This is a genomic window from Paenibacillus sp. YAE3 (genome assembly GCF_057546105.1).
Genome location: NZ_BAAIYF010000004.1, coordinates 349,439 through 374,816, shown reverse-complemented (window position 1 = coordinate 374,816; position 25,378 = coordinate 349,439). Strand labels below are relative to the sequence as shown.

The following is a 25,378-nucleotide window of genomic DNA, read 5'->3' as shown; positions in this document are numbered from 1 at the left end:
TTATCCCTTTACCGCCCCCGCCGCGATGCCGCGCACCAGCTGCTTGACGCCAAAAGCCAGCAGGATGAAGGACGGCAGCAGCACCAGCGTCACCCCGGCCAAAATCAAATTCCAGGACATGACCTCGGCATGCTGCAGCATCGCCACCCCGATTTGGACGGTCCGCATGGACGCCCGGTTCGTAATGAGCAGAGGCCAAAGATAATGGTTCCAATGCGTCAAGAACACATAGACCGAAAGCGTGGCCAGTGCCGGCCTGGAAAGCGGCAGCACGATCGAAAAATATTGCCGCAAATGCCCGCATCCGTCGATTTTTCCTGCGTCGAACAATTCGCGCGGCAGCTGCAGAAAAAACTGGCGGAGCAGAAACACCCCGAAAGCGCCGGCCATGAAGGGAACGATCAGCCCCTGGTAGCTGTCCATCCAGCCCCAACTTTTGATCAGCAAATAGTTCGGAATGATCGTCACTTCCCAAGGGATCATCATCGTCGACAGAAACATCGCAAACAGCGCGTTTTTGCCTTTGAAATTCAGGAACGAAAAAGCGTAAGCCGCTAGGCTCGACGTCACGACCTGGCTGATCATGACCGCGGCCGATACGATAAAGCTGTTTAATATGAACCGGACGATCGGAAATCCGGCAATGGCCTCCTTGAAGTTCTCGAGATAGAAACGGGTCGGAAACAACGGCGGCGGAAAATTGGATACCTCTTTTTCGGTCATAAACGACGAAAACACCGTAAAAATAAGCGGATACAGCACCACCAGCGCCAACGCGGCAAGCAGGACGTACAGCAGCAGCGCAGTCGTTCGTTTCGCAATCATTGATAGTGCACCCTCTTTTCCAGAACTTTAAACTGCAGCACGGTCAGCGCCAAAATAATCAAAAACAGGATGAGCGCCTGCGCGCTGCCGATCCCGAAGCGGAAGTTCACGAAGGCGTCCTGGTATATGGAGTACACGATGACGTTGGTGGAGTTGATCGGACCGCCTTTGGTCAGGATATGAATTTGGCCGAAAGCCTGGAAAGCTCCAATCACCGACACGATCAAGGCGAAAAAAATCGTCGGCGACAACAGCGGCATCACGATCCGCACAAACGTGCGTACAGGTCCGGAACCATCGATTTTAGCGCTTTCATAAAGCTCCTCCGGAATGCCTTGCAGCCCGCTGGACAGCACGATGTACAGAAAACCCATGTTCATCCAAACCGTCATGATGGAAATGGAAATGAGCGCCCAGGCCGGGTCGGTCAGCCACGGAATCGGGCCAATGCTTACGAGGCTGAGAAAATAGTTCAACATCCCCGCCGTCGGATGGAACAGCAGAAACCAGATGATGGAGCCCGTACCAACCGAAATGACGATCGGCAGCGAAAATATGAATTGGAAAATCTTCATCCCCCGCAGCTTGTTGTGGGTAATCGCCGCCAAAAACAAAGACCAGATCAGCGAAGTCGGCACCGTATACAAAATAAACATCAACGTAACGCTCAAGTTCGAATACAACTGATGCGATTTGAACAGGGTGACGAAATTTTCGAACCAGACGAACTCGGCCACCTGTCCCCGAGGATCCGTAATCGTCATGCTCAAATAAACGGATTTCAGCATCGGGTAAAACAAAAACATGATAAATAAAATGATCGAAGGCGCCAGAAAAGCATAAGCCAAGACATGCTCTTTCCAAACGTTCCGTTTGGACATCCTGCTTTTAGATTTTTTTACATTTAAAACGCTTTCAAAATTAGACAAACCGATGACCCCTCCCATGTCTCCCGATGTACTTTCGTCATAACCAGCCCATATATGTTATTATCTTACATTTGATATTTTGCCGTTGTCAACGAATTTTCACAATTTATTTTCGAACAACCTTGACAAAATTAAAATAAATTTCAGAACTTTACAACGGCACATAAGTAAAGAATGCACCGAGAATGCCGAATGCCGTGTTTTTGCCGGTTAACCCCGGAAAATAAAAAAGACGCAAGCGGCTTGATGTCTTCCACCTAGCCGTTTGCGCCTTCGGACATCCGGTCAGTCGACCGAGTCGGGCATCGTATTCTTCGAAAGCAGCCCCTTCAGTTCTTTCATGAACATGTTGATGTCTTTGAACTGCCGGTATACGGAGGCAAAACGCACATAAGCAACCTCGTCCACCGGATACAGCTGCTCCATGACCAGCTCGCCGATGTGGCGGCTTTCGACTTCCGCTACCGCGGTGTTGCGAAGCGCTTTTTCTACCTCGGACACGATGGCTTCAAGCTGTTCCACCGATACCGGGCGCTTCTCGCATGCGCGGATGAGGCCGCGCAGCACTTTGTCCCGGCTGAATTCCTCGCGGCTTCCTTCTTTTTTGATGACGATCAGCGGAGTTTCCTCCACCATTTCGAACGTCGTAAAACGCCTGCTGCATTTTTCGCATTCGCGTCTGCGGCGGATCGATTTGTTGTCGTTGGCCGGACGGGAGTCGAGCACCTTGGTGCCTGCGTAATCGCAGTAGGGACATTTCATGCATACTCACTTCCTTTACCTTGAGGGTGGATGGGATGATATCAAAAATTACTTATAATTTCCAACTGAAAAACATCTAAAAAAGTGATGAAGTTTGAATCTTTGAGACATACTACTTTTACAAACAGCAAGGAGGTGAACATCAATGGCTCAAAACAACAACTCCAACAACCTGGTAGTACCTAAAGCTACTGCAGCCCTGAACCAATTGAAATACGAAGTTGCTCAGGAACTGGGTATCTCCATCCCACAAGACGGATACCAAGGTAACATGACTTCCTATGAGAACGGTTCGATCGGGGGACTCATCACTAAACGTCTGGTGACCCTGGCTGAACAACAACTGGCTGGTCAATTCCAATAATACATGCATCCAAAGAAGTATTGGGGCAGCCGATGAGGCTGCTTCAATACTTTTTTTGCCATGATGGGAAGCGTCAGAGCGTAACCCCTCTCATGGAATCACTTCGGATGGCTTGTCCGCCCCAAATTCAAAACTCGTTGTATATCCGCGTATATTGATTATAATAATAAATCACCCGCTGAACATAGTGCCTTGTTTCGCCGATGGGAATATCTTTGACCGATTCCAGCGTTCCGTCCCAAACTCCCTTTTTGAGCCACCCGTCCACCTTGCCCGGTCCTGCATTATAGGCCGCGATGACGGCGATGCGGTTCCCTTTGAACTGGTTGCTCAAATTTCTCAGGTACCAGGTTCCGATGGCAATACTCGCCTCCGGTTTATGTTTGATATGGTCCATCGTCACTTCCGGCAGCTTGGCCTGCTCCATGACCCACTGGGCTGTGTCGGGCATCAGCTGCATCAAGCCGAGCGCTCCTTTTTTCGATTCCTTGCCCAGCTTGTAGTTGGATTCCACGCGGATGATCGAGGCGACCAAAAACGGGTCAACGTCATAGCGCTCCGCCTGCTGGCGAATGTTATCCTTGTAATAGATCGGGTAAAACCAGGACATCCAGTTCGTGCTGAAAAACAAAACCGCGACAAAACCGATGAACAGCAGCAGCAGAACTCTTTTTTTGCGCAAAAATCGAAAAGCCTTCATACATATCCCGCTTGAAGCCAGAACCGATCTACTTGCCGCTCCGTTTCCTCAGCGTCCCCGCTGTTGTCGATCACGATATCGGCCTTCCGCTTCTTTTCCTCAATATTCATTTGCGACCGGATCCTTGCCGCCGCTTCCTCCGCCGTCAATTGGTTTCGCCGCATCAATCGCTCCAGCTGAACGTGCTCCGGGGCATAAACCACCATGACACGTTCAAACATATGTTCAAGTCCCGATTCGTATAAAAGGGGAATGTCCACGACCACCAGCTTGTCCGGATGTTCCCGCTGCAAATCGTCCATCCGCCCGCGGATCTCCTTCCGGATGGCAGGATGCGTGATGTCATTCAGAGCTTTGCGCTGGGAAGGGTCGCGGAATACGATATCCCCAAGCTTCTTCCGGTCGAGGGTGCCGTCCTCAAGAATAACGGCTTGTCCAAAATGCCCGGCAACCGCCGCCAAAACGGGATGACCCGGGAGCATGACTTCCCGGGCGATCGCGTCGGCATCGACAAGCAGAGCCCCTTTGTTGACAAGGAGCGCTGACACGGTGCTTTTTCCTGTTGCAATACCTCCGGTTAACCCGATATTCATGTGCAAAACCACCTCATAACAGCTTTATTATTCCCATGGCGATCAATAACAACGCCGGAAGCGCGGTAAAATGCCGCATCCATGATCTTGCCGCGAATTTAAAGCCGGTTTTCATGCCGACCACCAAAAACGTTCCGCTGAACAGCGCGATGACGAGCGCGGTCCAAACGGGCGAAAATCCCAGCAATGCAGCGCCGAGTCCGGCCCCGAAAGCGTCCAGCGATAACGCAATGCCAAGCCACATCGCCTCGAATCCCGAAATGCTGCCCGATTTATCGATATCCGCCGAAGACGGCGTCCGCAAAATGCGGATGACGAGGCCCAGCTTGCGGATTTCGAGCGAAAATACCGTTTGCTCCGGCATTTCCCTGGAAGCCGTCGACAACGCGGCCCCGCTTGCACGGCTTTGGTCCGAAGCTTTGATGTTTGCCGTATGTTTATCGTCATGTTTGTCGTCCCGTTCCTTTTCCTTCTGAATCACCAACTGGATCAAGGACCACGACCCCATGATGATCAAAATGACGGCCCCGACAACCGAAGCAGCGTCCGGTGATACGACGCGGGCCAAAAGCACGCCGACCTGCATCGATATATAAATGATGACGCCGGAACATATGGAGATGATGACGACGGACAACGACGAAATCTTCATCTGCCTCAACCCATATGTAATCCCGACCCCGAAACTGTCCAAACTTAAAGCAAACGCGAGCAGGAGCAGCGAAAAGACATGACTGAGCACCCCTGGTTTCCCTCCCCTTGTCGAAACGGCCGATCCCGAACCCGCGGCTCTGAAAAAGAACCGGGGTCTTGAAGCTTCCGTTTTCCCTGAAGTCCACTACGGTCTCAGTATATGGGAGGGACAAACAAGGAGTGCACGCCCATGCTTTTATTTAATTCAGGGTCTGGCAGACCGGGCAATAATGCGTACCGCGTCCGCCGACCACGGTCTTTTCGATCGGCGTTCCGCAGGTGACGCAAGGCTCGTTTTGGCGTCCGTAAATTTTCAGCTGATGCTGGAACATCCCCATCTCCCCTTGCCCGTTGACATAGGATTTGATGGAGGAGCCGCCAACCTCAACCGACTCCGCCAGCGTGGCCACGACTGCCTGGTGCAAAGCTTCAAACTGCTTGTCCGTCAGCGTGTTCGCCGGCTGCTCGGGGTGAATGCCCGCGCGGAACAGCGACTCATCCACATAAATATTCCCGATGCCGACGACATATGCTTGGTTCAGTAAAACCGCCTTGATTTTCGAAGTTTTTCCTTTTAGCGCTTCTTTAAACTTCCCGGGGGTAAAATCCGGATCCAGCGGCTCCAAGCCGAGCTTGTTTAGCGGCGGCAAAGCAAACTCTTCCCCCGGCTGGAATAAGTGCATCGTTCCGAACTGGCGGACGTCCTTGTAGCGAAGTTCGGTCCCGTCGGTAAAATGGAAAATGACATGCGTATGTTTTTCCACGGGATCGGAGCCGGCGTACACGCCGTATCGCCCCTCCATCCGGAGATGGGATACCAGGACCAGGCCGTCCAGGAGAATCCGCAAAAATTTGCCGCGGCGCTCCACGCCTTCGATCCGATGTCCTGCCAGCATAAAAGCAAACTGATCTATATCGTCAGGGCGCTGGATAATCCGCGCCAAATTTACGGTAACCCGGTCAATGACCTTGCCTTTGACCAATTGATTCAACGTTCTTTTGACTGTTTCAACCTCCGGCAATTCCGGCATGATGTCTTCACCTCATCCCCATTATAACGGATGCGGGGCCGTCATGGGGCATTATTTCGCTTCGTACCAATTCATGCCATAGCTGACTTCCGCTTTTAACGGCACGGACAGCTTCAGGGCGTTTTCCATCGTTTCCGGCACGAGTTTTTTCATCAGCTCCAGCTCGTCTTCCGGCACTTCGAATACAAGTTCGTCATGCACCTGCAGCAGCATGCGGCTTTTCAGTTTTTGCTCCGCCAAAGCGGCATCCATATGCACCATGGCCAGCTTGATGATGTCCGCCGCGGTTCCTTGAATCGGGGTGTTCATCGCCGTACGCTCCGCGAACGAACGCAGATTGAAATTGCTTGCGTTGATTTCGGGCAGGTAACGCCTTCTCTCCAGCAGCGTCTTCACGTACCCGTCCCGTTTCGCATCGCGTACGATCTCGTCCATATAGCGCCGGACGCCGCTGAACGCATCGAAATATTGGTCGATGAAACGCGCAGCTTCCTTCCGGGTGATGTTCAGGTTTTGGGACAGGCCGTAATCGCTGATGCCGTAGACGATGCCGAAGTTGACCGCCTTGGCCGAACGCCGCATATTGGCATCCACTTCGTCCGCGGTGACGCCAAAGACGTCCATCGCCGTTTTCGTATGGATGTCCATGTCGTGCAGGAACGCTTCTTTCAGGCCTTCATCGTCGGAAATATGGGCAAGCACGCGCAGCTCGATTTGCGAATAGTCCGCTGCCAGGATATACCAGCCCGGCTCCGACGGCACGAACACCTTGCGGATTTTCCGGCCTTCCTCGAGGCGGATCGGAATGTTTTGCAAATTCGGAAACTGGCTGCTGAGGCGGCCCGTCGCCGCGATGGTTTGGCGGTAATAGGTATGCACTTTTCCCGTTTCCGGCGAAATCTCCTTCAGGAGGCCCTCCACGTAGGTCGATTGCAGCTTGGCGATCGTCCGGTATTGCAAAATGAGACGCACGATATCGTGGTATGGCGCAAGCTTTTCAAGCACCTCGGCATCGGTGGAATAACCCGTCTTCGTTTTTTTGATGACCGGAAGACCGAGCTTCACGAACAAAATTTCGCCCAGCTGCTTCGGCGAATTCAAGTTGAATTCGGTGCCGGCGATCTCGTAAATATTTTTGACGAGCTCGTCGATCTGCGCCTCGAACTCTTTGCCCAGCTCCGTCAGATCGTCCTTGTTCACCGAAATCCCCTGTTTTTCCATATCGGCCAAAATGCGCGACAACGGCATTTCGAGGTCATGGAACAGCGATGCCATTTCGTTGCCCTCAAGCTCTTTTTCCTGCAGCGGAATCAGGTCCAGAATGGCCGCTCCCTTGGCGGCAAGATGTTTGCTCAGGACCTCCGTCTCGGGCACTTTGTATTTTGCGCCTTTGCCGAAGACGTCCTCGTCGGACGCCAGCGTCTGCAGCCCGTATTTGGCCGCAAGCGCATGGAGGTTTTGATTGGATTCGGTCGGGTCGAGCAGGTAAGCCGCCAGCTGCACGTCAAACGATGCCCCGGCAAACGCAATGCCTTTCCAGTGCAAAGCCAGATCCGTCCGGTGCAGGTCATATCCGCGTTTTGGAACCCCGGCATCCGCAAGCCACTTTCGGACAGGCTCCGCGGCTGCGGATTTCAAAACCTCAAACGGTACGTAGAAATGCTTCTCCGGACCGGAAAAAACCACGCCGACCACATCGGCATGATGGGGATTTTCCCCGTTTGTTTCCACATGCAGCGCTTCGATGGCGCCAAGCGCGTCGTTCAATTCGGCGATCCGGTCCTCGGTCAAAACCTCAACGTTCACTTCCTTGGCCGGAGCCTGCTGCGGGCCGGATGGGTCGGAGGCGCTGCCGTCTCCCTTGAACGACAAACGTTCGAGCAGCGATTTGAATTCCAGCTTCGCTAGCGCAGGACCTGCGCTTTCTTCCTTTAATCCATCAAAGATCATGTCGTCGAACGACTTGTCCAGCGGCACCTCGCGGTAAATCGTCGCCAGCTTTTTGCTGAGGACGGCATCCTCCGCGTGGGTTTCGATTTTTTCCTTCATCTTGCCCTTCAGCTCAGCGGTGTTCGCGAGCACTTCCTCGACCGATCCGAATTGATGAAGGAGTTTGAGCGCCGTTTTTTCCCCGACGCCCGGAATGCCGGGGATATTGTCAGAAGCGTCGCCCATCAGCCCTTTTAGATCAATGATCTGCAGCGGCTTCAGGCCGTATCTTTCCTGGATCTGCTCAGGCGAATACGTCTCGATTTCCGTTACGCCCTTGCGGGTAAGCCCCACCTGGACTTGGTCCGATGCAAGCTGGAGCATATCCTTGTCTCCGGTGACGACGAGAATGTCGTGTCCCGCTTCCTCCGCGATCCGCGATACGGTGCCGATGATATCGTCCGCTTCGTAACCTTCAAGCTCAAACTGCGAAATGCCGAATCCTTGCAGCAGCTCCTTCAGCAGCGGAAACTGTTCGGACAGCTCCGGAGGCGTCTTTTCGCGGCCGCCTTTATATTCCTGGTATCCTTCGTGGCGAAACGTCACTTTGCCCGCGTCGAAAGCCACCATCATATGCGTCGGTTTATGGTCCTCGATTAGGCGAAGCAGCATATTCGTAAATCCGTACACGGCGTTCGTGTGCAGTCCCTTGGTGTTCGTCAGCGGGGGCATCGCAAAAAATGCCCGGTAAATGATACTGTTTCCGTCGATCAGAATCAGTTTGCTCATACAGCACCTTCCCTTTTTTAAACTTCCTTATTTCGAATGAAAATGACCCGTCGGATGTATTTCAATGAAGACGCACCGCTTGGTTGCGGAATGATCCCTTGCTTGATTTCTCAGCGGTTCGAGCGTTCGATTTCTTGTAAGCCATGCCTTCTAATATCTTAACACATGACCCTGTATTCGAGAAAAAAATCGGGGGCATAAATAGAAAAACACCGGAAAAATTTCCGATGTTTTCATCCATTTCAATGTGGAAAGCCAAATTGCTGCCTTCTATGCGTTAAATAGCGTTTTACCGGTTCAAATCCGGGCGTTTTCCCGTCACGAGATACACGGCGCTTTCCCCGATGTTTGTCGCGTGGTCCGCGATCCGTTCGATATAACGGCCGACGAGCGTGAGCAGCAACGCTTGGGACAGCGAATCCGGATGGACTCTCATATGATCGTATAATTCCGTTAAAATGCGGCTGTACAACAGATCGACCTGGTCGTCGTCCTGCGCCATTTTGTAGGCAAGGTCGGTGTTTTCGTTCAAGTAGGACGTGATCGCTTCCTCGATCATCACTTTGACGATTTCCGCCATTTGCGGAATGTCGATCAGCGGCTTGATCAACGGCTCGCCCTGCAGGCGCAAAGTCACTTTGGCCACGTCAAGGGCAAGGTCGCCCATGCGTTCAAGATCGCTGGAGATTTTAAAAGCAACCAAAATTCTGCGCAAATCCTTGGCAACCGGCTGCTGGGTAACGATCAGACGCGACCCGATATCCATAATTTCCTCTTCCATCTGATTGAGCAGCACGTCCGCCTGCACGATTTCCTGCGCCTTTTCGCTATCCTGCGTCTTGAGGCTGAGAACCGCTCCGTCGAGCGCCTCAACGACATGCTCCCCCATTCGAACAAGCAGCGAACGCAGCTGGTCCAGGTCGTGATCCAATTCTTTTCTCCGAATCATGGCCGATGTTTCCCCCTATACAATTTTATTGACGTTGTTTCCTTCTGTATCAGCCGAAACGCCCGGAGATATAATCTTCCGTTCTTGCATCCCGCGGATTGCTGAACAGCGTTTTCGTCTCATCCGCTTCGACGACTTCCCCGTTCAGGAAAAAGACGGTCCGCCCGGATACGCGGGCAGCCTGGTGCATGTTATGGGTCACCATGACGATGGTGTATTTTTCTTTCAGCTCCTGCACGAGCTCCTCGATTTTCAACGTGGAAATCGGATCGAGCGCGGACGTGGCTTCGTCCATCAGCAAAATATCGGGGTTAACCGCCAGCGCACGCGCGATGCAAAGACGCTGCTGCTGCCCCCCGGACAAGCTGAGCGCGGAACGCTTCAAATAATCTTTGACCTCTTCCCACAACGCCGCTTGGCGCAGGCTTTCTTCCACGATGCCGTCCAGCGTGCTTTTGCTGCGGATGCCGTGGAGGCGCGGGCCGTAGGCCACATTGTCGTAGATCGATTTCGGGAACGGGTTCGGCTGCTGGAATACCATGCCGACGCGCTTGCGCAGCTCTTCCACGTAGACGTCCTTGGCATAAATGCCGACGCCGCCGATTTTGATGGAGCCTTCGATGCGCGTGCCGGCAATCATGTCGTTCATCCGGTTCAGCGTGCGCAGCAGCGTCGATTTCCCGCAGCCGGACGGGCCGATCAAGGCGGTGACCGTATTTTTCGGGATATCCAGATTTATATTTTTCAAAGCATGGAATTGTTCGTAATATAGATTCAAATCTTCGATTTCGATAATGTTTTCCATGTATAATTCAGGTCTCCTTCGTTCAATGGGATGTCCTGTCGATAAGCCGCTTGGGGCAGTTGGACCTGCAACTCCATTTCATTGTATAACGGTTATGTAAAAGCTGTGCGCCGCGATTGTAAACGCAGTGTAAAATGTAAAACCGAAAGATTCCGTTTTTCCCGCTATTTCAGTCTAATGTCCGCTCCAATTCCTGTTTTACGCTGAATGCCTGTTTGGCCGTATCCTGGGCGAGCCGGTATACCGATTGTCCCGTCTTCTCGACCTGATCCGTGGCTTGTTCGAGTTCCCCGAATATCCGGCTGCCTTCGGCCAACCGCTTCGCTCCGGACTCGATCCGGCGCACTCCCGACGCGGTCAGCGTCCCGGTTTCCCCGGCCAGCTCGCTGATGGATTCGAGCAGCTGCGAAATATCCGCGGCAAGCTTCCGGGTTTGGGAAGCCAGCGACCTGACCTCCGCCGCCACGATTTGGAAGCCCCGGCCCTGGCTGCCTGCATGGGCGGCTTCGATCGACGCGTTGATGGCGAGCAGGCCGCTTTGATCCGCCAGGTCGGCGATGCCTTTCGTCAGCGCGGAAATCTGCCCCGCATGTTCGATGAGGCGCTCCGCCTGCTCCTGATTGCGGTTCATGAGGGCTACGGCCTCGGTGTACGATTCGCCCGCTTCGTTCAGCCTCCGCCGGCCTTCCGCCGTCCATTCCTTCATCCGGAGGCATTCGGTTAACGTCAGGTTCGCGGCCTCTTCCACCTCGGATAAGGATTGCTCCATTCCGCTTACATGCCCGTAATTTTCAAGGACGGTATGCTTTCGCCGCTCTTCCGCTTCCTCCTGCAGCTCCCCGGACATTTTCATCAGGTCGAGTACCGTCAGCACGCCCGTGAACCGGCCGTTGTCGGTTACGATAACGCAATCGTAAAATCGCGACTCCGGTCTTGCCAAAGCGCTTCGGATCATCAAGGCCGGATCGTCATGGATGTCCAGCGCGAGAATTTCTTTTTCGCCAAAATCCTTTACCGGGCGGCGAAAATACAAATCGGCGGCAAAACGGCCGGTCAGCCTCCGGTAAAACGCCTCCTTCATCAGCAGTCCTTCCGGACGCATCCCTTCCCCGCAGATCACGATGCACGGAAGATGCGGCTGCTCCTTCAGCAGGTCGAAAGCTTCCCTGCAGGTCATGTCCGGGTCGACCCCCGGCACGTTTCGCAAATATCCGGCAGCGGACCGTCCGGGTCCCTTTGTTTTCGATTCGATGGACGCTGCTGTTTTGCCGGTTGCGGCGCGGCCGTTCCGTGCGCTCCCGGTACCTCGCCGATGAAGATCGTTTTCTGTCTTGTTCTCCATGTGCAGCGTGCTCAAAGTCGACTCCCCCTAAATATGGCTGTTTTAGCTGCATCATACCGCGGAAGGATTAACGGAGAATGCAGGAAGGATTCGGGGATTGTAAATTCCATAAAAAAAGAAGCCCCCATCATTGCGGTTGATGATGAGCGCTTCCTTTGTTGATGACAAGTTTATATCCGACCCCGCGGATGGAGTCGATGTGCACCGATTCGGGTTCCAGCTCCAGCTTTTTGCGGAGCGAGCTGACATGGACGTCCACCGTGCGCTGGCCGCCGATGTAATCGAAGCCCCAAACGGCATTCATCAAATCGTCCCGGGTCAACACGACGCCCGGCTTGCGCGCCAAGTAAAGCAGGACCTCAAATTCCTTCGGCCGCAAACTGATGCTGGTCCCGCCCAGCAGCACTTCGTATTTCTCGGGGAAAATCTCCAGCTTGCCGAGACGGATGGCCGAGTCCGAGGTTTGCGGCGCAGCTTCCTCTTTCACTCCCGATACGCGGCGCAGCACCGTGGCGACTCTCGCTAGCAGCTCGGACACGCCGAACGGCTTGGTAATGTAATCGTCGGCGCCGAGCTTCAAGCCCTGGACGACTTCTTCTTCGGCATTTTTGGCAGTTAAAATAATGACCGGCGTCGTGATGCCTTTCCCGCGCAGCTTGCCCAGAATGTCGAATCCGTTCATTCCCGGCAGCATCAAATCCAGCACGATCAAATCGAACGGCTCCTGCACCGCGCGCTCGAAGCCGGTTGTCCCATGATCCGACGTAGTCACTTCATACCCTTCCTGCGTCAGATTGTAGGACAGCAATCTGGCGAGCGTCGGTTCGTCTTCGATAACCAGCAAACGCTGTGACATGTATTGTACCCCCGCTTCCATAAACAATGGTTTCTGCTTTAGCAAGTCCATTGTATCATTTCATTGTAAACGCTGTGTAAACAAACGCAAAAAGAGACGACCACGCTTGCAGCCGTTTTACATTCATTTTATTCCTGCAGCATCGGCAGTTCAACCGTAAAGGTGGTTCCGATGCCCAGTTCGCTGTCCACGGAAATATCGCCGTGATGCAGCTCCACCAGGTGCTTCACGATGGACAGCCCTAAGCCGGTTCCGCCCGAACTTCGGGATCTCGCCTTATCCACGCGGTAGAACCTCTCGAAAATGCGCGGCTGGTCTTTTTTCGGGATGCCGATGCCGGTGTCGGTCACCTTGATCACGACCTTTTCCGTTCCTTCGGCGTCCTGCAGCTCGCGGACCTTCAGCTCGACCTTGCCGCCGTCCTGCGTATAGCTTACGGCATTGGACAGCAGATTCAGCAAAATTTGGCGCAGCTTGTCTTCATCCGCTTCGATAAACAGCTCCTCGGGAATATCGGCATGGAGCGCAATCCTTTTTTTCTCGGCCACGGTCGCCATCGTATCCATGATCGATCCGCAAAAAGAAGCCAAATGAACCGGCGCGTAATCCATCGGAGAACGCCTGGATTCGATTTTGGACAAATCGAGAATGTCGCTGATCAGACGGTTCAACCGCTCGCTTTCGTCGTAAATGATCTGCAGGAAGGACCTCGCGGTTTCCTCGTCCTTGACCCCTCCGCCAAGCAGCGTCTCGGCAAATCCTTTGACCGCGGCCACCGGCGTCTTCAGCTCATGCGATACGTTCGCCACGAATTCGCTTCTCATGTTCTCGAGGCGGCGGATCGCCGTAATGTTCTGGAGCAGGAACAACATGCCTTTAAAACGGTCGTCCTCTCCGAACATCGGCACGCCGTCCAGTCGAAGAATCGTTTCCTCCGGCTGGTAGACGATCCGTTCCTCATGAATGGAATCCCGCTGCCCGATCCCATCCTGAATGAGGCGCGTCAGCTCGTAATACTGCTTCATTTCGGTGACGGAACGGCCCGTTAACTGCCCGCCTTTCAGATGCAGCATACGCTCTGCGGCCGGATTGATTAAAGCCACCGTACCTTCGGGGTTGACCAGCAATATGCCGGTGGTCATGTTATCCAGCACGCTCTGCAGCAGGTTCTCATTGTCGCGGATCGTTTGCAGCTGATTTTGCAGGCTGTCGGCCATGCCGTTGATCGCCTTCGCCAGCTCGCCGATTTCGTCCTTTCGCGTGATGTTGACCCTGGCGTCGTAATCCAGCTTCGTAATCCTTCCCGCCACTCTCGTGATTTTTTCCAGGGGGGACGTCAGTCCCGCCGCAACGCGGTAGCTGACAACCGCCGCCACGACGAACAAAATGGCCAAACCTCCCGCCATCAGCGTCCAGCCTTTCCGCACGCCCTGATCGACGAACGCCAGGCTGACCGACAGCCGAATGAAGCCGTCATAATCTTCTCCGGCCACGACGGGGACCGCAACATACAACATATCTTCCTTCAACGTGGAGCTATGTCTGATCGCATACCCCGATCCCTTTCGGGCGGCATCGACGATCTCTTCGCGTCCGCTGTGGTTGTCCATTTGCCGCGGATCGCTCTCCGAATCCCCGATGACCGTGCCGTCTTTCGATATAAAAGTGACCCGGGAGTCCGTCAAAGCCGCCAGCTCCCTGGCTTCGCGGGTATAATAAGCCATGGCGTCCCCGCCTTGCGTCGGGCGGAAATCAAAGGTCCGGCTGAGCAGCTGGATTTCCCGGATCATGTTTTCCTCCAGCGCCGATATATGGGATTTCTCGAATACCCGGGCCATGGTGAATCCCGCCCCGGCCATGGATATCCCGATCATGACCATTAAAATCAAAGTAAGCCTGATGCGAAAGGGTCTCATGTCATGTCTTCCTTTTCATGGATTGGCATAAATTCCTTCTCTTATCCTATCCCGAAATCTTCCCAATGAAAAGCATGCCGTTTCGGGTAGCCCGTCGTCCGGGCATAAGAGTATAATAATAACCGAATGTTAAGGCTGGATTAAATTTTTACCTAAGGAGCGTATTTCTTTGGACTTTCCGATGACTGCTTATTTGTACCGATTGCAATACATCCGGCGCTGGAGCCTGATGCGAAACACAAGAACCGAAAACGTCGCGGAGCATTCGTTCCACGTATCGCTGTTGACCCATCTGCTGTGCCTGATCGGGAACACGTATTTCGGCAGGAATTTGAACGCGGACCGCGCGGCCACCCTAGCGTTGTACCATGACGCCGTCGAGGTATTTACCGGCGATATCGCGACGCCGGTTAAACATAACAATCCCCAGCTGCTGGCGAGCTTTCGAGAAATGGAGAGCATTGCGGCGCAGCGGCTGGCGGCGATGGCTCCTCCCGAGCTTCAAGGGGAATACGCCGCCCTGTTCCGCCAAGATTCGGGCGATGAGGAGCAGCGCGAGCTGCTGGGGTATGTCAAAGCCGCAGACAGTCTGGACGCCTATCTCAAATGCGCCTTGGAGGTCGCTTCCGGCAATCGCGAGTTCGCCGTAGCCAAAGAGCAGACCTTGGCCAAAATCAAGCAGCTTCAGCTGCCCGAAGCCGACTATTTCCTGGAGCATATGGCTCCGAGCTTCGACATGTCGCTCGATGAGCTGTCGCAGCTTGTGCCGGATTCGGAGTGACTTTCGAACAACGCAGCGAAGGAAACCGGAAACCGAACGCAAAAAAAGGTTGGGCGGATCTTACATCCACCCAACCTTTTTTTGGTTTTTCGAGTACGCGATTAACCGTTGACGATCTCCCCGCCATTGACGTGGATAACTTGGCCGCTCACGTAAGAAGAATCGTCCGACGCCAGATAGACGTACGCAGGCCCAAGCTCTTCCGGCTGCCCCGGACGTTTCATCGGCGTATCTCCCCCGAATTGGCTTACCTGCTGCTCGTCGAACGTGGACGGGATGAGCGGCGTCCAAATCGGTCCGGGCGCCACCGCATTGACGCGGATGCCTTTCGGCGCCACGTTCATCGACAAGGCGCGCGTGAAGCTGACGATTGCGCCCTTGGTGGAGGAGTAATCGATCAACGTCGGGTTGCCTTTGTAAGCCGTCACTGATGCCGTGTTGACGATGGCGCTGCCGCTCTTCAAATACGGCATTGCCATTTTCGTCATAAAAAACATGCCGAATATATTCGTACGGAACGTGCGCTCCAGCTGCTCCTTCGTAATATCCTCGATTTTCTGCTGCGGATGCTGCTCGGCGGCGTTGTTGACCAGAACGTCCAATCCGCCCAGTTCCTGCACCGTCTGGTTCACGGCGTTTTTGCAAAACGCCTCGTCGCCGATATCGCCCGGAATCAGCAGGCATTTGCGCCCTTCCTGCTCGATCTGCCGTTTCGTCTCCTCCGCGTCCCCGTGCTCGTTCAGGTATACGATCGAGATATCCGCGCCTTCTTTCGCGAACGCAACGGCCACGGCCCGTCCGATCCCGCTGTCGCCCCCGGTGATAATGACCTTTTTGTTCTTCAGCTTTCCGGCGGCAACGTAATCTTTCGGCTCGTATTTCGGCCGCGGATTCATTTCCGATTCGATCCCCGGCTGTTGGTTCTGGTGCTGGGGAGGCATTGTTTGTTTGCTTTGCTGATTTCCTGACATGATTCATGCTCCTTTCCGTGCTGATCTTGGCTTTGGGTCCATTTCTGGCACACAGGATACCATTCCCATATTAGGATGCAAGTAAAACAAACCCTTTATTCGTCCGACGATGTTTACTTACCCTGTTATCCGGATCAATAAACACCGAAAAAAAACATCCTTCCCGCCATGGGAAGGATGTTTTTCTTTTATTTCAGCAAGTTAGTTCAAGTTAGATGATGTGGTTGTACACCATGAAAAACAGCATCACAAGCACGCAAATCGCCAGCAATGCGCTGAGCGTGCGGATTTTTCCGGTTTCGACCGAAATGTCGCGGTTATTTTTAATCCCGTCCACGGCAAGACGAAGCGGTTTGCCCATCATGCCGCTGATGGCTCCGATCGCCAAGAACAAAATAACGACAACGATCATCCAAGGCACGGAGTATTCCCCTTGGCTCATCAAATATCCGCCGGTAAGCAATTGAATGATCAGCGCGATTTGCGCGTACGTGTTTAATCCGCGGATGGCCGTCGCGCTGCCTTCCTGGGCAGACAGGGACAATTTGGTCACTTTTCCAACGACGAACGGCAAAATCAAATAAAATCCCAGAGCAGCGGCACCAATAATATGTATGAATAACATTACCATTGCCATGAACAGTATCCCTCCACTAGTGTCTATGATTTAGATTACACTCATTATCATTTTACACCAACCAAAAGAAAAGAAAACCTCTAAATCGTGAACAAAATTAGAGGTTTTCTTAAAATGATGCATGCTTTACAAGCGGTCCGTTACGCGTTAACCACGGCGATGACGCTGCGCACGGAATCTGCCGATTTGTCGAGCGCCGCTTTTTCTTCGGACGTCAGCTCCAGCTCGAACACCTTTTCGATGCCGTCGCCGCCGAGAATCGCGGGAACGCCGAGGAACAAATCGTTGTAGCCGTATTCGCCTTCGAGGTAGGCGATGACCGGAATGATCCGTTTTTTGTCCTTAAGGATGGCTTCGGCCATCTGGACAAGGGAAGCCGCAGGCGCATAATATGCGCTGCCGTTGCCGAGCAGGTTGACGATTTCGCCGCCGCCCACGCGGGTCCGCTGCACGATCGCCTCGATGCGGTCCGCAGGGATCAGCTTGTCGATCGGGATACCGCCGACGTTCGAATAACGAACGAGAGGGACCATGTCGTCGCCGTGTCCGCCAAGCACGAAGCCGCGAACGTCCTCCACGGATACGTTCAGCTCCTGCGCGATAAACGTGCAGTAACGGGCGGTATCCAGCACCCCGGATTGGCCGATGACGCGGTTTTTAGGGAAACCGAGCGTTTGGTACGCGACGTACGTCATGGCGTCCACCGGATTGCTCAGGATGATGACGATCGATTCCGGAGCGACCTTTTTTACGTTTTCGCAAACCGATCTCATGATGCCCGCATTCGTGTTCACGAGATCGTCGCGGCTCATGCCCGGTTTGCGGGCTACGCCGGCCGTGATGATGACGATGTCGGAGCCGGCCGCGTCGTCGTAGTTCGAAGTGCCGATAATTTGGCTGTCGAAGCCCTGCACCGGACTCGCTTCGAGCATGTCGAGCGCTTTGCCTTTCGTCGGGTTTTCCAGTTGAGGGATATCCAGCAATACCACGTTTCCTAGTTCTTTTTGAGCCAGCATTAAAGCCGTAGTCGCGCCGGTGAACCCGGCGCCTACAACCGTAATTTTTTTACGTGTTAATGCCATTTACCTCACTCCTACATGTTTTTGATGACTTCATCTGCAAACTCGGAGCATTTCACTTGGGTTGCGCCGTCCATCAGGCGGGCAAAGTCGTAAGTAACGGTTTTGTTGTTGATCGAAGTTTCCATGCCTTTGTAGATCAGGTCGGCCGCTTCCTGCCATCCGAGGTGCTCAAGCAGCATAACGCCGGACAGGATAACGGATCCAGGGTTCACCACGTCTTTGTCGGCGTATTTCGGAGCCGTGCCGTGCGTAGCTTCGAAAATTGCATGGCCGGTTACATAGTTGATGTTCGCGCCCGGAGCGATGCCGATGCCGCCGATTTGGGCTGCCAATGCGTCGGACAGGTAATCGCCGTTCAGGTTCAGCGTCGCGATGACGTCGAAGTCGGTCGGACGAGTCAACACTTGCTGCAGGGCGATGTCCGCAATCGCGTCCTTCACGATGATTTTGCCTTCGGCTTCCGCAGCGCTTTGAGCGGCATTCGCGGCGTCTACGCCGTCTTTTTCTTTGATGGCGTCGTATTGGGCCCAAGTGAACACTTTATCGCCGAACTCCTGCTCGGCCACTTCGTAGCCCCAGTTTTTGAACGCGCCTTCGGTGAATTTCATGATGTTGCCTTTGTGAACGAGCGTAACGCTCTTGCGGCCGTGTTTGATGGCATATTCGACCGCGGCGCGGACGAGGCGCTTGGAGCCTTCGGAGGAAACCGGCTTGATGCCGATACCGGAAGTTTCAGGGAAACGGATTTTGTTGACGCCCATTTCTTCCTGAAGGAATTTGATGACCTTTTTCACTTCTTCGGAGCCTTCTTTGTATTCGATCCCTGCATAAATATCTTCGGTATTTTCACGGAAAATAACCATGTCGACTTGCTCAGGATGCTTAACCGGCGAAGGCACGCCATTGAAATAACGAACAGGACGCAGGCAGACGTACAGATCGAGCTCTTGGCGAAGCGCCACGTTCAGGGAACGGATGCCGCCGCCGATCGGCGTAGTCAAAGGTCCTTTGATCGCAACGATATATTCACGGATGGCTTCCAGCGTATCGTTCGGCAGCCATTCTCCGTATGTATTAAAAGCTTTTTCGCCGGCGAATACTTCATACCACGCGATTTTTTTGGAGCCGCCGTAAGCCTTGTCCACCGCAGCGTCCAAAACGCGTTTCGATGCTTTCCAGATGTCGCGGCCGGTGCCGTCCCCTTCGATAAAAGGAATGATCGGGTTGTTAGGCACCTGGAGCTTGCCGTTTACGATTTCGATTTTTTCACCCTCGGTAGGAAGTGCGAACTTTTCCAATTTCATTATGAACATCCTCCTTCGTTTCTATAAACATGATTTCTGGATCCATAGACAGCCGCATAGGGGCTCCGAAAACGCGCGGCATGCGGCGCTTCGGTCCCCTGCATCATCTTTTGCCCGTTAAGCGCGTTGTTCCACCGGCACGTATTTCTGATCGGTCAAACCGACGTATTCGGCACGCGGACGGATGATCCGGTTGTTCTCGTATTGCTCGAGAATGTGCGCGGTCCATCCGGACACGCGGCTGATGGCAAAAATCGGAGTAAACAACTCGTGATTGATCCCTAGCTGAGTATACACAGAAGCGGAGTAGAAATCCACATTTGGACGCAAACCTTTTTGGCTCGTGACCAGGTCGTCGATCTTGACGGACATTTCATACAGCCGCGTATCGCCTTTCATTTCGCCGAGCTCGCGGGACATTTTTTGCAAATGCTTCGCGCGCGGATCGCCGTTTTTGTAGACGCGGTGGCCGAAGCCCATGATCTTGTCGCGGTTTTCCAGCTTGTTCATGATGTACGGCTCCACGTTTTCGATCGATCCGATTTCGTTCAGCATTTTCATGACGGCTTCGTTGGCTCCGCCGTGCAGCGGCCCCTTCAAAGCGCCGATCGCCGAAGTCACGCCGGAATAGATGTCTGAAAGCGTAGCCACGGTTACGCGCGCTGCAAACGTAGATGCGTTCAGCTCATGGTCCGCATGCAGCACAAGCGCCTGATCCAATGCTTTCACCGAAACCTCTTCCGGCTTTTCGCCTCTCAGCATGTACAGGAAGTTTTCGGCAATGGACGCCCCGGCCAGCGGCGCCACCGGCTCCTTGCCGTCGCGAATGCGGGCCAGCGCGGCGATGACGGTAGGCAGCTTCGCCTGAAGGCGGATCGCCTTGCGTTCGTTCGCCTCACGGCTCATGTCATCGGCTTCCGCGTCGTACAAGGCAAGTGCCGATACCGCCGAACGGAGAGCAGCCATCGTGTTTGTATCTTTAGGATATGATTTCATTTGCTGGATGACTTGATCCGGAATGGTAGCTTCGTTGCTTAAATCCTGTTGGAGCTGTTTCAGTTCTGCCTCGTTAGGCAGCTTTCCGAACCACAGCAGATAGGCTACTTCTTCAAAACTTGCGTTCTGCGCAAGGTCATCGATATTGTAACCGCGGTATGTGAGCACACCGTCCACGATCGAACTGATGGAAGAAGCTGCGGCGACAATTCCCTCAAGGCCTTTCGTAGCTGTCATCGTACATCTCTCCTTTGTAAAACGGATTTTAAAACAGATCAAACGAGCCGTGAAAACATTTACATTTTATTCGAAAGAAAAAAGACGGCCGTCCGCCATTTTACCTGACAATGAAGGGCGCCAAGTAATGGAATCACTATTATCATAAAGTATTTTGTCGGATATGTGAACATAAGCGCCCCCGATAAGAGCATCAAATTGTTTTATCAGACACATAAAATAATTTTTATCATGCAGCCAAACGCTGCATTTAACGGCGATAAATCGTGATTTTTCCGTCTTTCATTTTCCGCTCGAGCCATCTCAGGATCAGGAAACGGTACAGCGGGCGGGTCAGCGGGAACACCATCGTAAAGCCCACGATGTCGGTAAGGAACCCCGGAACGACCAGCAGCACACCCCCGATAAACACGCATAACCCGTCGACGAGGTTTCTCCCCGGGACCTGCCCGGCGTTCATCCGGGCGCGCGAATCTTCCAGCACCTTGCGCCCTTCGAAACGCATCATGACCATCCCGATGACGGAGGTTACGATGGTTAACAGGAACGTGTTGCCGGCTCCGACCCGGCTGGCCACCAGGTCAAAGCCGTAAATTTCGGCAGCCACGACGATCAATACGGCAAGCGGCCATTTCCACATTACGAAACGCCTCCCCCGGCGAGCGCCCTCTCCAGTGCGGCATAAAGCTCCGGAGCGCTTTTGTCCAGCCTGACGGGCTGCCATTCGCGGCTTACCCATACGTGGCTCGTCGAACCCGACACCAGTAGCTCTCCGGGCAGCTCCAGCCCCTCTGCGCAGGCCATGGCGTCCCATCCGCCGCGTTCCTCGGCCGAAAGCCTTCTTACCTCGTATGCATATTTGATCCTTAATTTCGAAAAGGAGGTCATCCGCGTAAAAATCGTAATTTCATCGTCATAGCGGGCAGGCTGGCTGAATTTCATGTCGAGGTCCGTGACGGGCAGCAACACCCCCTGCTCCTCCATGCTTCGGTATGTAATGCCAAGCTCGCGGATCATTTCGGTTCGTCCGATCTCAAACCAGTTCAAATAATTGGCGTGGTAGACGACGCCCATCTGGTCGCTTTCCTGATAGCGAACCCGGATGGTTGTGCGGTACCAACGGCTGAGCTTGTCTCCCATGTCTTTTCCCATGTCTGCCAAAGTCCCTTCTTTGAAAATTCATGCATTGTTTCCAGTATAACATAGGGCTTCGCAACTCTCGAATTTGCGGCAAAAGACGCCCTATAACAGTGCCCGTTAGGTATTTTGTTCCATTTCATCTCCATATTATTCAATAAAACTCAGGCCTTCCGGAACCACAAAAAAGCTGCGCAGGAATCGTCCTGCACAGCTTTTCATACGGTCATACGGTATTTTCTAAAACCCCGGCAGCTTACTCGTTCGGGATTTGGCTTACTTTTACCAGGTTCGTCGAACCGGATTGTCCAAGCGGAACGCCTGCGGTAATGACAACCAGATCTCCCGGTTTTACCAGGCCGGATTCCAATCCGCCCTTCAGGGAGTATTCGAACATTTCGTCCGTGGAGCTTGCCGTTTTGCCTTGGATCGGCGTTACGCCCCAAGTTAAAGCCAGTTGGCGAAGCGTACGCTCTTTGGTCGTTACGGCGATGATCGGAGCCTGCGGACGGTATTTGGACACGACGCGGGCCGTCAAGCCGGATTCCGTGGAAGAAATGATCGCTTTTGCGTTCAAATCGAGCGCGGAGATCGCCACCGATTGGCTGATCGCTTCCGTCACGGTCGTTTCCTGCGCGATTCTTTGCTTCAAGAAAATTTCGCGGTAATTCAGCGCGGACTCCGCTTTTTCCGCGATGCGGGACATCGTCAGCACGGATTCTACCGGATATTTCCCTGCAGCCGTTTCGCCGGAAAGCATGATGGCGTCGGTGCCGTCAAAAATGGCGTTGGCCACGTCGCTCGCTTCGGCGCGGGTCGGACGCGGGTTGCGCTGCATCGAATCCAGCATTTGCGTCGCGGTAATGACCGGCTTGCCTGCAAGGTTACATTTCTCGATCATGCGTTTTTGCACCAAAGGCACTTCTTCCGCAGGAATTTCGACGCCGAGGTCGCCGCGGGCAACCATCAAGCCGTCGGAAGCTTCGAGAATTTCGTCGAGGTTGTCCACGCCTTGCTGGTTCTCGATCTTGGAAATGATTTTGATATGGCTTGCGTTATGCTTGGCCAGCAAATCGCGAATTTCTTGAACGTCGCTTGCTTTGCGGACGAAGGAGGCTGCGATAAAATCGATGTCCTGCTCGATCCCAAACACGATATCGTTGGCGTCTTTTTCCGTGATTCCCGGCAAAGAAATCGCCACGCCCGGCACGTTAACGCCCTTCTTGGATTTGATTGTGCCTCCGTTGACGATGCGGCATTTGATCTCGGTGCCTTCGACGCCGACAACCGTCAGCCCGATCAGACCGTCGTCGATCAAAATGGTGGAACCGACCTCCACGTCGTTAGGCAGGTCTTTGTAAGTAATGGAGATGCGGTCCTTGTCTCCCAGAATTTCTTCCGTCGTCAGCGTGATGTATTCGTCTTGAACAAGCTCGATCGGCTCTACGGCCAGTTTGCCCGTGCGAATTTCCGGACCTTTCGTGTCCAGCAGGATCGCTACGGTTTTGTTAAGCTCCTTGGCAGCCTGGCGGATGTTTTTGATCCGGTTGCCGTGCTCCTCGAAATCGCCGTGCGAGAAGTTCAGACGAGCGACGTTCATGCCTGCGAGAATCAGTTTCTTCGTGTTTTCCAACGATTCGCTCGAAGGTCCGATGGTACATACGATTTTAGTTTTGCGCATTTGGGTCTCCTCCGTTTTTCATAAAAAATCTCTCTATCCTAAACATCTATAACCAAAAACTTAATTTACTACAAATTTAAGGCTTTGTATAGGAACTTTGTCATATCTATCTTTGACAAGAAGTGCCTATTCTATTGCTGTGGCAGCCGAAGATTGCTCAAATGCGAATTTTCCGATTTTGCGGAATTTCCGGTATCTGTCTTCTTTCAGAGCTTCGCCGTCCATGCCGGACAGTTCCTCCAAATGCCGGATCAGCGCCTCTTTGATCGCCGAAGCCGTCCATTCGTAGTTTTTGTGGGCGCCTCCGACCGGCTCGGGAACGATCTCTTCGATCACTTCGAATCCAAGCAGATCCTTGGCCGTAATTTTCATCGCCTCGGCGGCCTGATCGGCCTTCGAAGCATCCTTCCACAAAATCGACGCGGCTCCGTTCGGCGAAATCGCCGAATAAATGGCATGCTCAAGCATCAGCACACGGTTGCCTACGGCCAAAGCAAGAGCACCGCCGCTTCCACCTTCGCCGATGATCACACAAATGACGGGAACGCCGAGCGCGGCCATATCCCGCAAATTGCGGGCGATCGCTTCGGATTGTCCCCTCTCTTCTGCTGTATTGCCCGGATACGCGCCTTTGGTATCGACGAACGTAATGATCGGGCGTTTGAATTTGTCTGCCTGCTGCATCAGCCGCAGCGCTTTGCGGAAGCCTTCCGGATGCGCGCTGCCGAAGAAACGGGCAATGTTATCCTTGGTATCCTTGCCCCGCTGCTGGCCGATGACCGTCACCGGTTTTCCGTCCAGCTTGGCAAGACCGCCAACGACGGCAAGATCGTCGCCGAACAGCCGGTCGCCGTGGAGCTCAATGAAATCGGTAAAAATAAGCTGAATCAGGTCAAGCGAGGTCGGACGCTGCTGATGTCTGGCCACATGCATTTTCTGACTCGGAGAAATGTTGGAATAAATTTCGTGTTCCAGCTCCGCATAGCGTTCTTCCAGCCTTGAAATTTCGTCGGAAAAGTCGATCCCCTTGTCCTGTCCGAACTGCTTCAGCTCGTTGATTTTTTGCCGCATCTCGACAAGGGGTTTTTCAAAAGGCAATTCTCCCGCCATTTAGTACCCCCCTTTCACGCTGTGCATCTCAAGGAGCTTGTACAGCATGGAACGAAGCTCTTTGCGATGGACCACCAGATCGAGCTGGCCGTGGGCCATGTTGAATTCCGCGGTCTGAAAATCATCCGGCAGCTTCTGGCGGATGGTCTGTTCGATAACGATCCGTCCCGCAAAACCAAATAGTGCTCCCGGTTCTGCAATGATGATGTCGCCAAGCATCGCAAAACTGGCGGAAACACCACCAAACGTTGGATCCGTGATCACGGAAATGTATAGACCGCCCTTTTCGTTAAAACGCGCCAGGGCAGCGCTTGTTTTCGCCATCTGCATCAGGCTGAGGATGCTCTCCTGCATGCGGGCCCCGCCTGAGGTCGAAAAGATGATGAGCGGCAGTTCTTTCTCCGTCGCGACTTCCACGGCCCTCGTAATTTTTTCGCCGACGACGGAGCCCATGCTGCCGGAAAAGAAATCGAAGCTCATGACGGCCACGACAACCGGCAGTTCATCGATCGTTCCTTGTCCGGTAACGACCGCCTCGCGCAGGTCGGACTTCATTCGCTGCTGCTCCAGCTTCGTCGCATACCCCGGGAATTCCAGCTCGTCCACCGATACCATGCCGCCGTCAAATTCCTGAAAGCTTCCTTCGTCCAGAAGCATATGGATCCGTTCCATGGCGTTCAGGCGCATATGGTACCCGCAGCTCGGGCAAACCTTCAAATTTTTCTCCAGCTCTTTGCTGTATTGAATCGTACCGCACTTCGGACATTTATTCATGAGCCCTTCGGGAACTTCCCGCCGGGGTCTCTCGCTTTCGCCAGGCTCGCCGCCTCTTCCTACACGATCTGAAGGAATGGTCGCGTACTTCCTTTTTTTCTGAAACAAGTCTTTAAACACAACTACACCTCTCCAGCCGTTTATTTACTCAGCCGCATCAATCGTTCAACCAATCTGAAACGCCG

Annotated in this window: 25 protein-coding genes; 2 read left to right on the top strand and 23 right to left on the bottom strand. The window is 53.5% G+C overall.

Features of this window, described 5'->3' with window-relative positions:
• The 3 genes from AC27KL_RS10420 to nrdR form a co-directional block, all read right to left on the bottom strand.
• Nucleotides 1–825 carry a carbohydrate ABC transporter permease gene (locus AC27KL_RS10420; protein WP_487169601.1) on the bottom strand — a complete coding sequence of 275 codons (825 nt, stop codon included), beginning with the start codon at nucleotides 823–825 and terminating at the stop codon, nucleotides 1–3.
• Entirely contained in the window at nucleotides 822–1,706 is an 885-nt protein-coding gene (locus AC27KL_RS10415) for a carbohydrate ABC transporter permease (protein WP_487169600.1), read from the bottom strand. The genes AC27KL_RS10420 and AC27KL_RS10415 overlap by 4 nt, the downstream gene beginning before the upstream one ends.
• Before the next feature lie 333 nt (nucleotides 1,707–2,039).
• Nucleotides 2,040–2,516 (bottom strand): transcriptional regulator NrdR, encoded by a 477-nt coding sequence (nrdR, locus tag AC27KL_RS10410; protein ID WP_036707885.1) that lies wholly within the window; start codon nucleotides 2,514–2,516, stop codon nucleotides 2,040–2,042.
• A 145-nt stretch (nucleotides 2,517–2,661) separates the two neighbouring features.
• Here nrdR and AC27KL_RS10405 point away from each other — a divergent pair, with 145 nt between their 5' ends.
• On the top strand, nucleotides 2,662–2,880 hold the full coding sequence (locus AC27KL_RS10405; RefSeq protein ID WP_036707882.1) for an alpha/beta-type small acid-soluble spore protein: 219 nt from the start codon (nucleotides 2,662–2,664) through the stop codon (nucleotides 2,878–2,880).
• A gap of 127 nt (nucleotides 2,881–3,007) precedes the next feature.
• On the opposite strand, the gene AC27KL_RS10400 is transcribed toward AC27KL_RS10405, so the two are convergent.
• The 10 genes from AC27KL_RS10400 to pnpS all read right to left on the bottom strand — a co-directional run bounded on the left by AC27KL_RS10400 (nucleotide 3,008) and on the right by pnpS (nucleotide 14,483).
• Nucleotides 3,008–3,580 (bottom strand): lytic transglycosylase domain-containing protein, encoded by a 573-nt coding sequence (locus AC27KL_RS10400; protein WP_339321806.1) that lies wholly within the window; start codon nucleotides 3,578–3,580, stop codon nucleotides 3,008–3,010.
• The gene (coaE, locus tag AC27KL_RS10395) at nucleotides 3,577–4,173 is read right to left on the bottom strand and encodes a dephospho-CoA kinase (RefSeq protein WP_487169599.1); all 597 of its coding nucleotides are present in this window, start codon (nucleotides 4,171–4,173) and stop codon (nucleotides 3,577–3,579) included. The genes AC27KL_RS10400 and coaE overlap by 4 nt, the downstream gene beginning before the upstream one ends.
• A 13-nt stretch (nucleotides 4,174–4,186) precedes the next feature.
• Entirely contained in the window at nucleotides 4,187–4,915 is a 729-nt protein-coding gene (locus tag AC27KL_RS10390) for a manganese efflux pump (protein WP_339321808.1), read from the bottom strand.
• 151 nt (nucleotides 4,916–5,066) lie between these two features.
• Nucleotides 5,067–5,897 (bottom strand): DNA-formamidopyrimidine glycosylase, encoded by an 831-nt coding sequence (gene mutM / locus AC27KL_RS10385; protein ID WP_487169598.1) that lies wholly within the window; start codon nucleotides 5,895–5,897, stop codon nucleotides 5,067–5,069.
• Between the two features lie 51 nt (nucleotides 5,898–5,948).
• Nucleotides 5,949–8,615, bottom strand: coding sequence for a DNA polymerase I (polA, locus tag AC27KL_RS10380; protein ID WP_487169597.1), 2,667 nt, complete (start codon nucleotides 8,613–8,615; stop codon nucleotides 5,949–5,951).
• Nucleotides 8,616–8,904: 289 nt separating this feature from the next.
• Nucleotides 8,905–9,564, bottom strand: a complete 660-nt coding sequence (gene phoU, locus AC27KL_RS10375; RefSeq protein WP_339321812.1) for a phosphate signaling complex protein PhoU — start codon at nucleotides 9,562–9,564, stop codon at nucleotides 8,905–8,907.
• 49 nt (nucleotides 9,565–9,613) lie between these two features.
• Complete coding sequence (gene pstB / locus AC27KL_RS10370; RefSeq protein WP_487169596.1) at nucleotides 9,614–10,369, bottom strand: phosphate ABC transporter ATP-binding protein PstB; 756 nt, start codon at nucleotides 10,367–10,369, stop codon at nucleotides 9,614–9,616.
• Nucleotides 10,370–10,538: 169 nt separating this feature from the next.
• Entirely contained in the window at nucleotides 10,539–11,726 is a 1,188-nt protein-coding gene (locus AC27KL_RS10365) for a methyl-accepting chemotaxis protein (protein ID WP_339321815.1), read from the bottom strand.
• Between the two features lie 112 nt (nucleotides 11,727–11,838).
• On the bottom strand, nucleotides 11,839–12,567 hold the full coding sequence (locus AC27KL_RS10360) for a response regulator transcription factor (protein ID WP_339321816.1): 729 nt from the start codon (nucleotides 12,565–12,567) through the stop codon (nucleotides 11,839–11,841).
• 128 nt (nucleotides 12,568–12,695) lie between these two features.
• A complete protein-coding gene (pnpS, locus tag AC27KL_RS10355; RefSeq protein ID WP_487169595.1) occupies nucleotides 12,696–14,483 on the bottom strand; it encodes a two-component system histidine kinase PnpS in 1,788 nt (595 codons plus the stop codon).
• 169 nt (nucleotides 14,484–14,652) lie between these two features.
• Between pnpS and yfbR the strand changes: the two genes are divergently transcribed.
• Entirely contained in the window at nucleotides 14,653–15,264 is a 612-nt protein-coding gene (gene yfbR / locus AC27KL_RS10350; protein WP_339321818.1) for a 5'-deoxynucleotidase, read from the top strand.
• A 101-nt stretch (nucleotides 15,265–15,365) separates the two neighbouring features.
• Here the strand turns inward: yfbR and AC27KL_RS10345 are convergent, their stop codons facing one another.
• From AC27KL_RS10345 to accD, 10 genes are all read right to left on the bottom strand, one after another.
• Nucleotides 15,366–16,235: an SDR family oxidoreductase gene (locus tag AC27KL_RS10345; RefSeq protein WP_487169594.1), complete on the bottom strand. Its 870-nt coding sequence runs from the start codon at nucleotides 16,233–16,235 to the stop codon at nucleotides 15,366–15,368.
• Between the two features lie 211 nt (nucleotides 16,236–16,446).
• On the bottom strand, nucleotides 16,447–16,872 hold the full coding sequence (locus AC27KL_RS10340; protein WP_212951956.1) for a hypothetical protein: 426 nt from the start codon (nucleotides 16,870–16,872) through the stop codon (nucleotides 16,447–16,449).
• A gap of 140 nt (nucleotides 16,873–17,012) precedes the next feature.
• On the bottom strand, nucleotides 17,013–17,954 hold the full coding sequence (gene mdh, locus AC27KL_RS10335) for a malate dehydrogenase (RefSeq protein WP_339321819.1): 942 nt from the start codon (nucleotides 17,952–17,954) through the stop codon (nucleotides 17,013–17,015).
• Nucleotides 17,955–17,965: 11 nt separating this feature from the next.
• Nucleotides 17,966–19,258, bottom strand: coding sequence for an NADP-dependent isocitrate dehydrogenase (gene icd / locus AC27KL_RS10330; protein ID WP_036707858.1), 1,293 nt, complete (start codon nucleotides 19,256–19,258; stop codon nucleotides 17,966–17,968).
• A gap of 117 nt (nucleotides 19,259–19,375) precedes the next feature.
• A complete protein-coding gene (gene citZ, locus AC27KL_RS10325) occupies nucleotides 19,376–20,491 on the bottom strand; it encodes a citrate synthase (protein WP_212951968.1) in 1,116 nt (371 codons plus the stop codon).
• 250 nt (nucleotides 20,492–20,741) lie between these two features.
• Entirely contained in the window at nucleotides 20,742–21,131 is a 390-nt protein-coding gene (locus tag AC27KL_RS10320; protein WP_339321820.1) for an FxsA family protein, read from the bottom strand.
• The gene (locus tag AC27KL_RS10315) at nucleotides 21,131–21,643 is read right to left on the bottom strand and encodes an acyl-CoA thioesterase (RefSeq protein WP_339321821.1); all 513 of its coding nucleotides are present in this window, start codon (nucleotides 21,641–21,643) and stop codon (nucleotides 21,131–21,133) included. Before AC27KL_RS10315 ends, AC27KL_RS10320 begins: the two co-directional genes overlap by 1 nt.
• Nucleotides 21,644–21,884: 241 nt before the next feature.
• Nucleotides 21,885–23,309: a pyruvate kinase gene (gene pyk, locus AC27KL_RS10310; protein WP_339321822.1), complete on the bottom strand. Its 1,425-nt coding sequence runs from the start codon at nucleotides 23,307–23,309 to the stop codon at nucleotides 21,885–21,887.
• 126 nt (nucleotides 23,310–23,435) lie between these two features.
• Complete coding sequence (locus tag AC27KL_RS10305) at nucleotides 23,436–24,419, bottom strand: acetyl-CoA carboxylase carboxyltransferase subunit alpha (protein WP_339321823.1); 984 nt, start codon at nucleotides 24,417–24,419, stop codon at nucleotides 23,436–23,438.
• Nucleotides 24,420–25,313, bottom strand: a complete 894-nt coding sequence (gene accD, locus AC27KL_RS10300; RefSeq protein WP_339321824.1) for an acetyl-CoA carboxylase, carboxyltransferase subunit beta — start codon at nucleotides 25,311–25,313, stop codon at nucleotides 24,420–24,422.
• Between the last annotated feature and the right edge of the window lie 65 nt (nucleotides 25,314–25,378).

What these genes read in the sequence shown, in the direction of transcription:
- polA (WP_487169597.1), bottom strand. Translation starts at nt 8,615, where the DNA reads ATGAGCAAACTGATTCTGATCGACGGAAACAGTATCATTTACCGGGCA.
- coaE (WP_487169599.1), bottom strand. Translation starts at nt 4,173, where the DNA reads ATGAATATCGGGTTAACCGGAGGTATTGCAACAGGAAAAAGCACCGTG.
- AC27KL_RS10315 (WP_339321821.1), bottom strand. Translation starts at nt 21,643, where the DNA reads ATGGGAAAAGACATGGGAGACAAGCTCAGCCGTTGGTACCGCACAACC.
- pnpS (WP_487169595.1), bottom strand. Translation starts at nt 14,483, where the DNA reads ATGAGACCCTTTCGCATCAGGCTTACTTTGATTTTAATGGTCATGATC.
- AC27KL_RS10360 (WP_339321816.1), bottom strand. Translation starts at nt 12,567, where the DNA reads ATGTCACAGCGTTTGCTGGTTATCGAAGACGAACCGACGCTCGCCAGA.
- phoU (WP_339321812.1), bottom strand. Translation starts at nt 9,564, where the DNA reads ATGATTCGGAGAAAAGAATTGGATCACGACCTGGACCAGCTGCGTTCG.
- AC27KL_RS10420 (WP_487169601.1), bottom strand. Translation starts at nt 825, where the DNA reads ATGATTGCGAAACGAACGACTGCGCTGCTGCTGTACGTCCTGCTTGCC.
- AC27KL_RS10415 (WP_487169600.1), bottom strand. Translation starts at nt 1,706, where the DNA reads ATGTCCAAACGGAACGTTTGGAAAGAGCATGTCTTGGCTTATGCTTTT.
- AC27KL_RS10305 (WP_339321823.1), bottom strand. Translation starts at nt 24,419, where the DNA reads ATGGCGGGAGAATTGCCTTTTGAAAAACCCCTTGTCGAGATGCGGCAA.
- AC27KL_RS10320 (WP_339321820.1), bottom strand. Translation starts at nt 21,131, where the DNA reads ATGTGGAAATGGCCGCTTGCCGTATTGATCGTCGTGGCTGCCGAAATT.
- pyk (WP_339321822.1), bottom strand. Translation starts at nt 23,309, where the DNA reads ATGCGCAAAACTAAAATCGTATGTACCATCGGACCTTCGAGCGAATCG.
- AC27KL_RS10405 (WP_036707882.1), top strand. Translation starts at nt 2,662, where the DNA reads ATGGCTCAAAACAACAACTCCAACAACCTGGTAGTACCTAAAGCTACT.
- mdh (WP_339321819.1), bottom strand. Translation starts at nt 17,954, where the DNA reads ATGGCATTAACACGTAAAAAAATTACGGTTGTAGGCGCCGGGTTCACC.
- citZ (WP_212951968.1), bottom strand. Translation starts at nt 20,491, where the DNA reads ATGACAGCTACGAAAGGCCTTGAGGGAATTGTCGCCGCAGCTTCTTCC.
- nrdR (WP_036707885.1), bottom strand. Translation starts at nt 2,516, where the DNA reads ATGAAATGTCCCTACTGCGATTACGCAGGCACCAAGGTGCTCGACTCC.
- AC27KL_RS10400 (WP_339321806.1), bottom strand. Translation starts at nt 3,580, where the DNA reads ATGAAGGCTTTTCGATTTTTGCGCAAAAAAAGAGTTCTGCTGCTGCTG.
- icd (WP_036707858.1), bottom strand. Translation starts at nt 19,258, where the DNA reads ATGAAATTGGAAAAGTTCGCACTTCCTACCGAGGGTGAAAAAATCGAA.
- AC27KL_RS10345 (WP_487169594.1), bottom strand. Translation starts at nt 16,235, where the DNA reads ATGTCAGGAAATCAGCAAAGCAAACAAACAATGCCTCCCCAGCACCAG.
- AC27KL_RS10340 (WP_212951956.1), bottom strand. Translation starts at nt 16,872, where the DNA reads ATGGCAATGGTAATGTTATTCATACATATTATTGGTGCCGCTGCTCTG.
- mutM (WP_487169598.1), bottom strand. Translation starts at nt 5,897, where the DNA reads ATGCCGGAATTGCCGGAGGTTGAAACAGTCAAAAGAACGTTGAATCAA.
- pstB (WP_487169596.1), bottom strand. Translation starts at nt 10,369, where the DNA reads ATGGAAAACATTATCGAAATCGAAGATTTGAATCTATATTACGAACAA.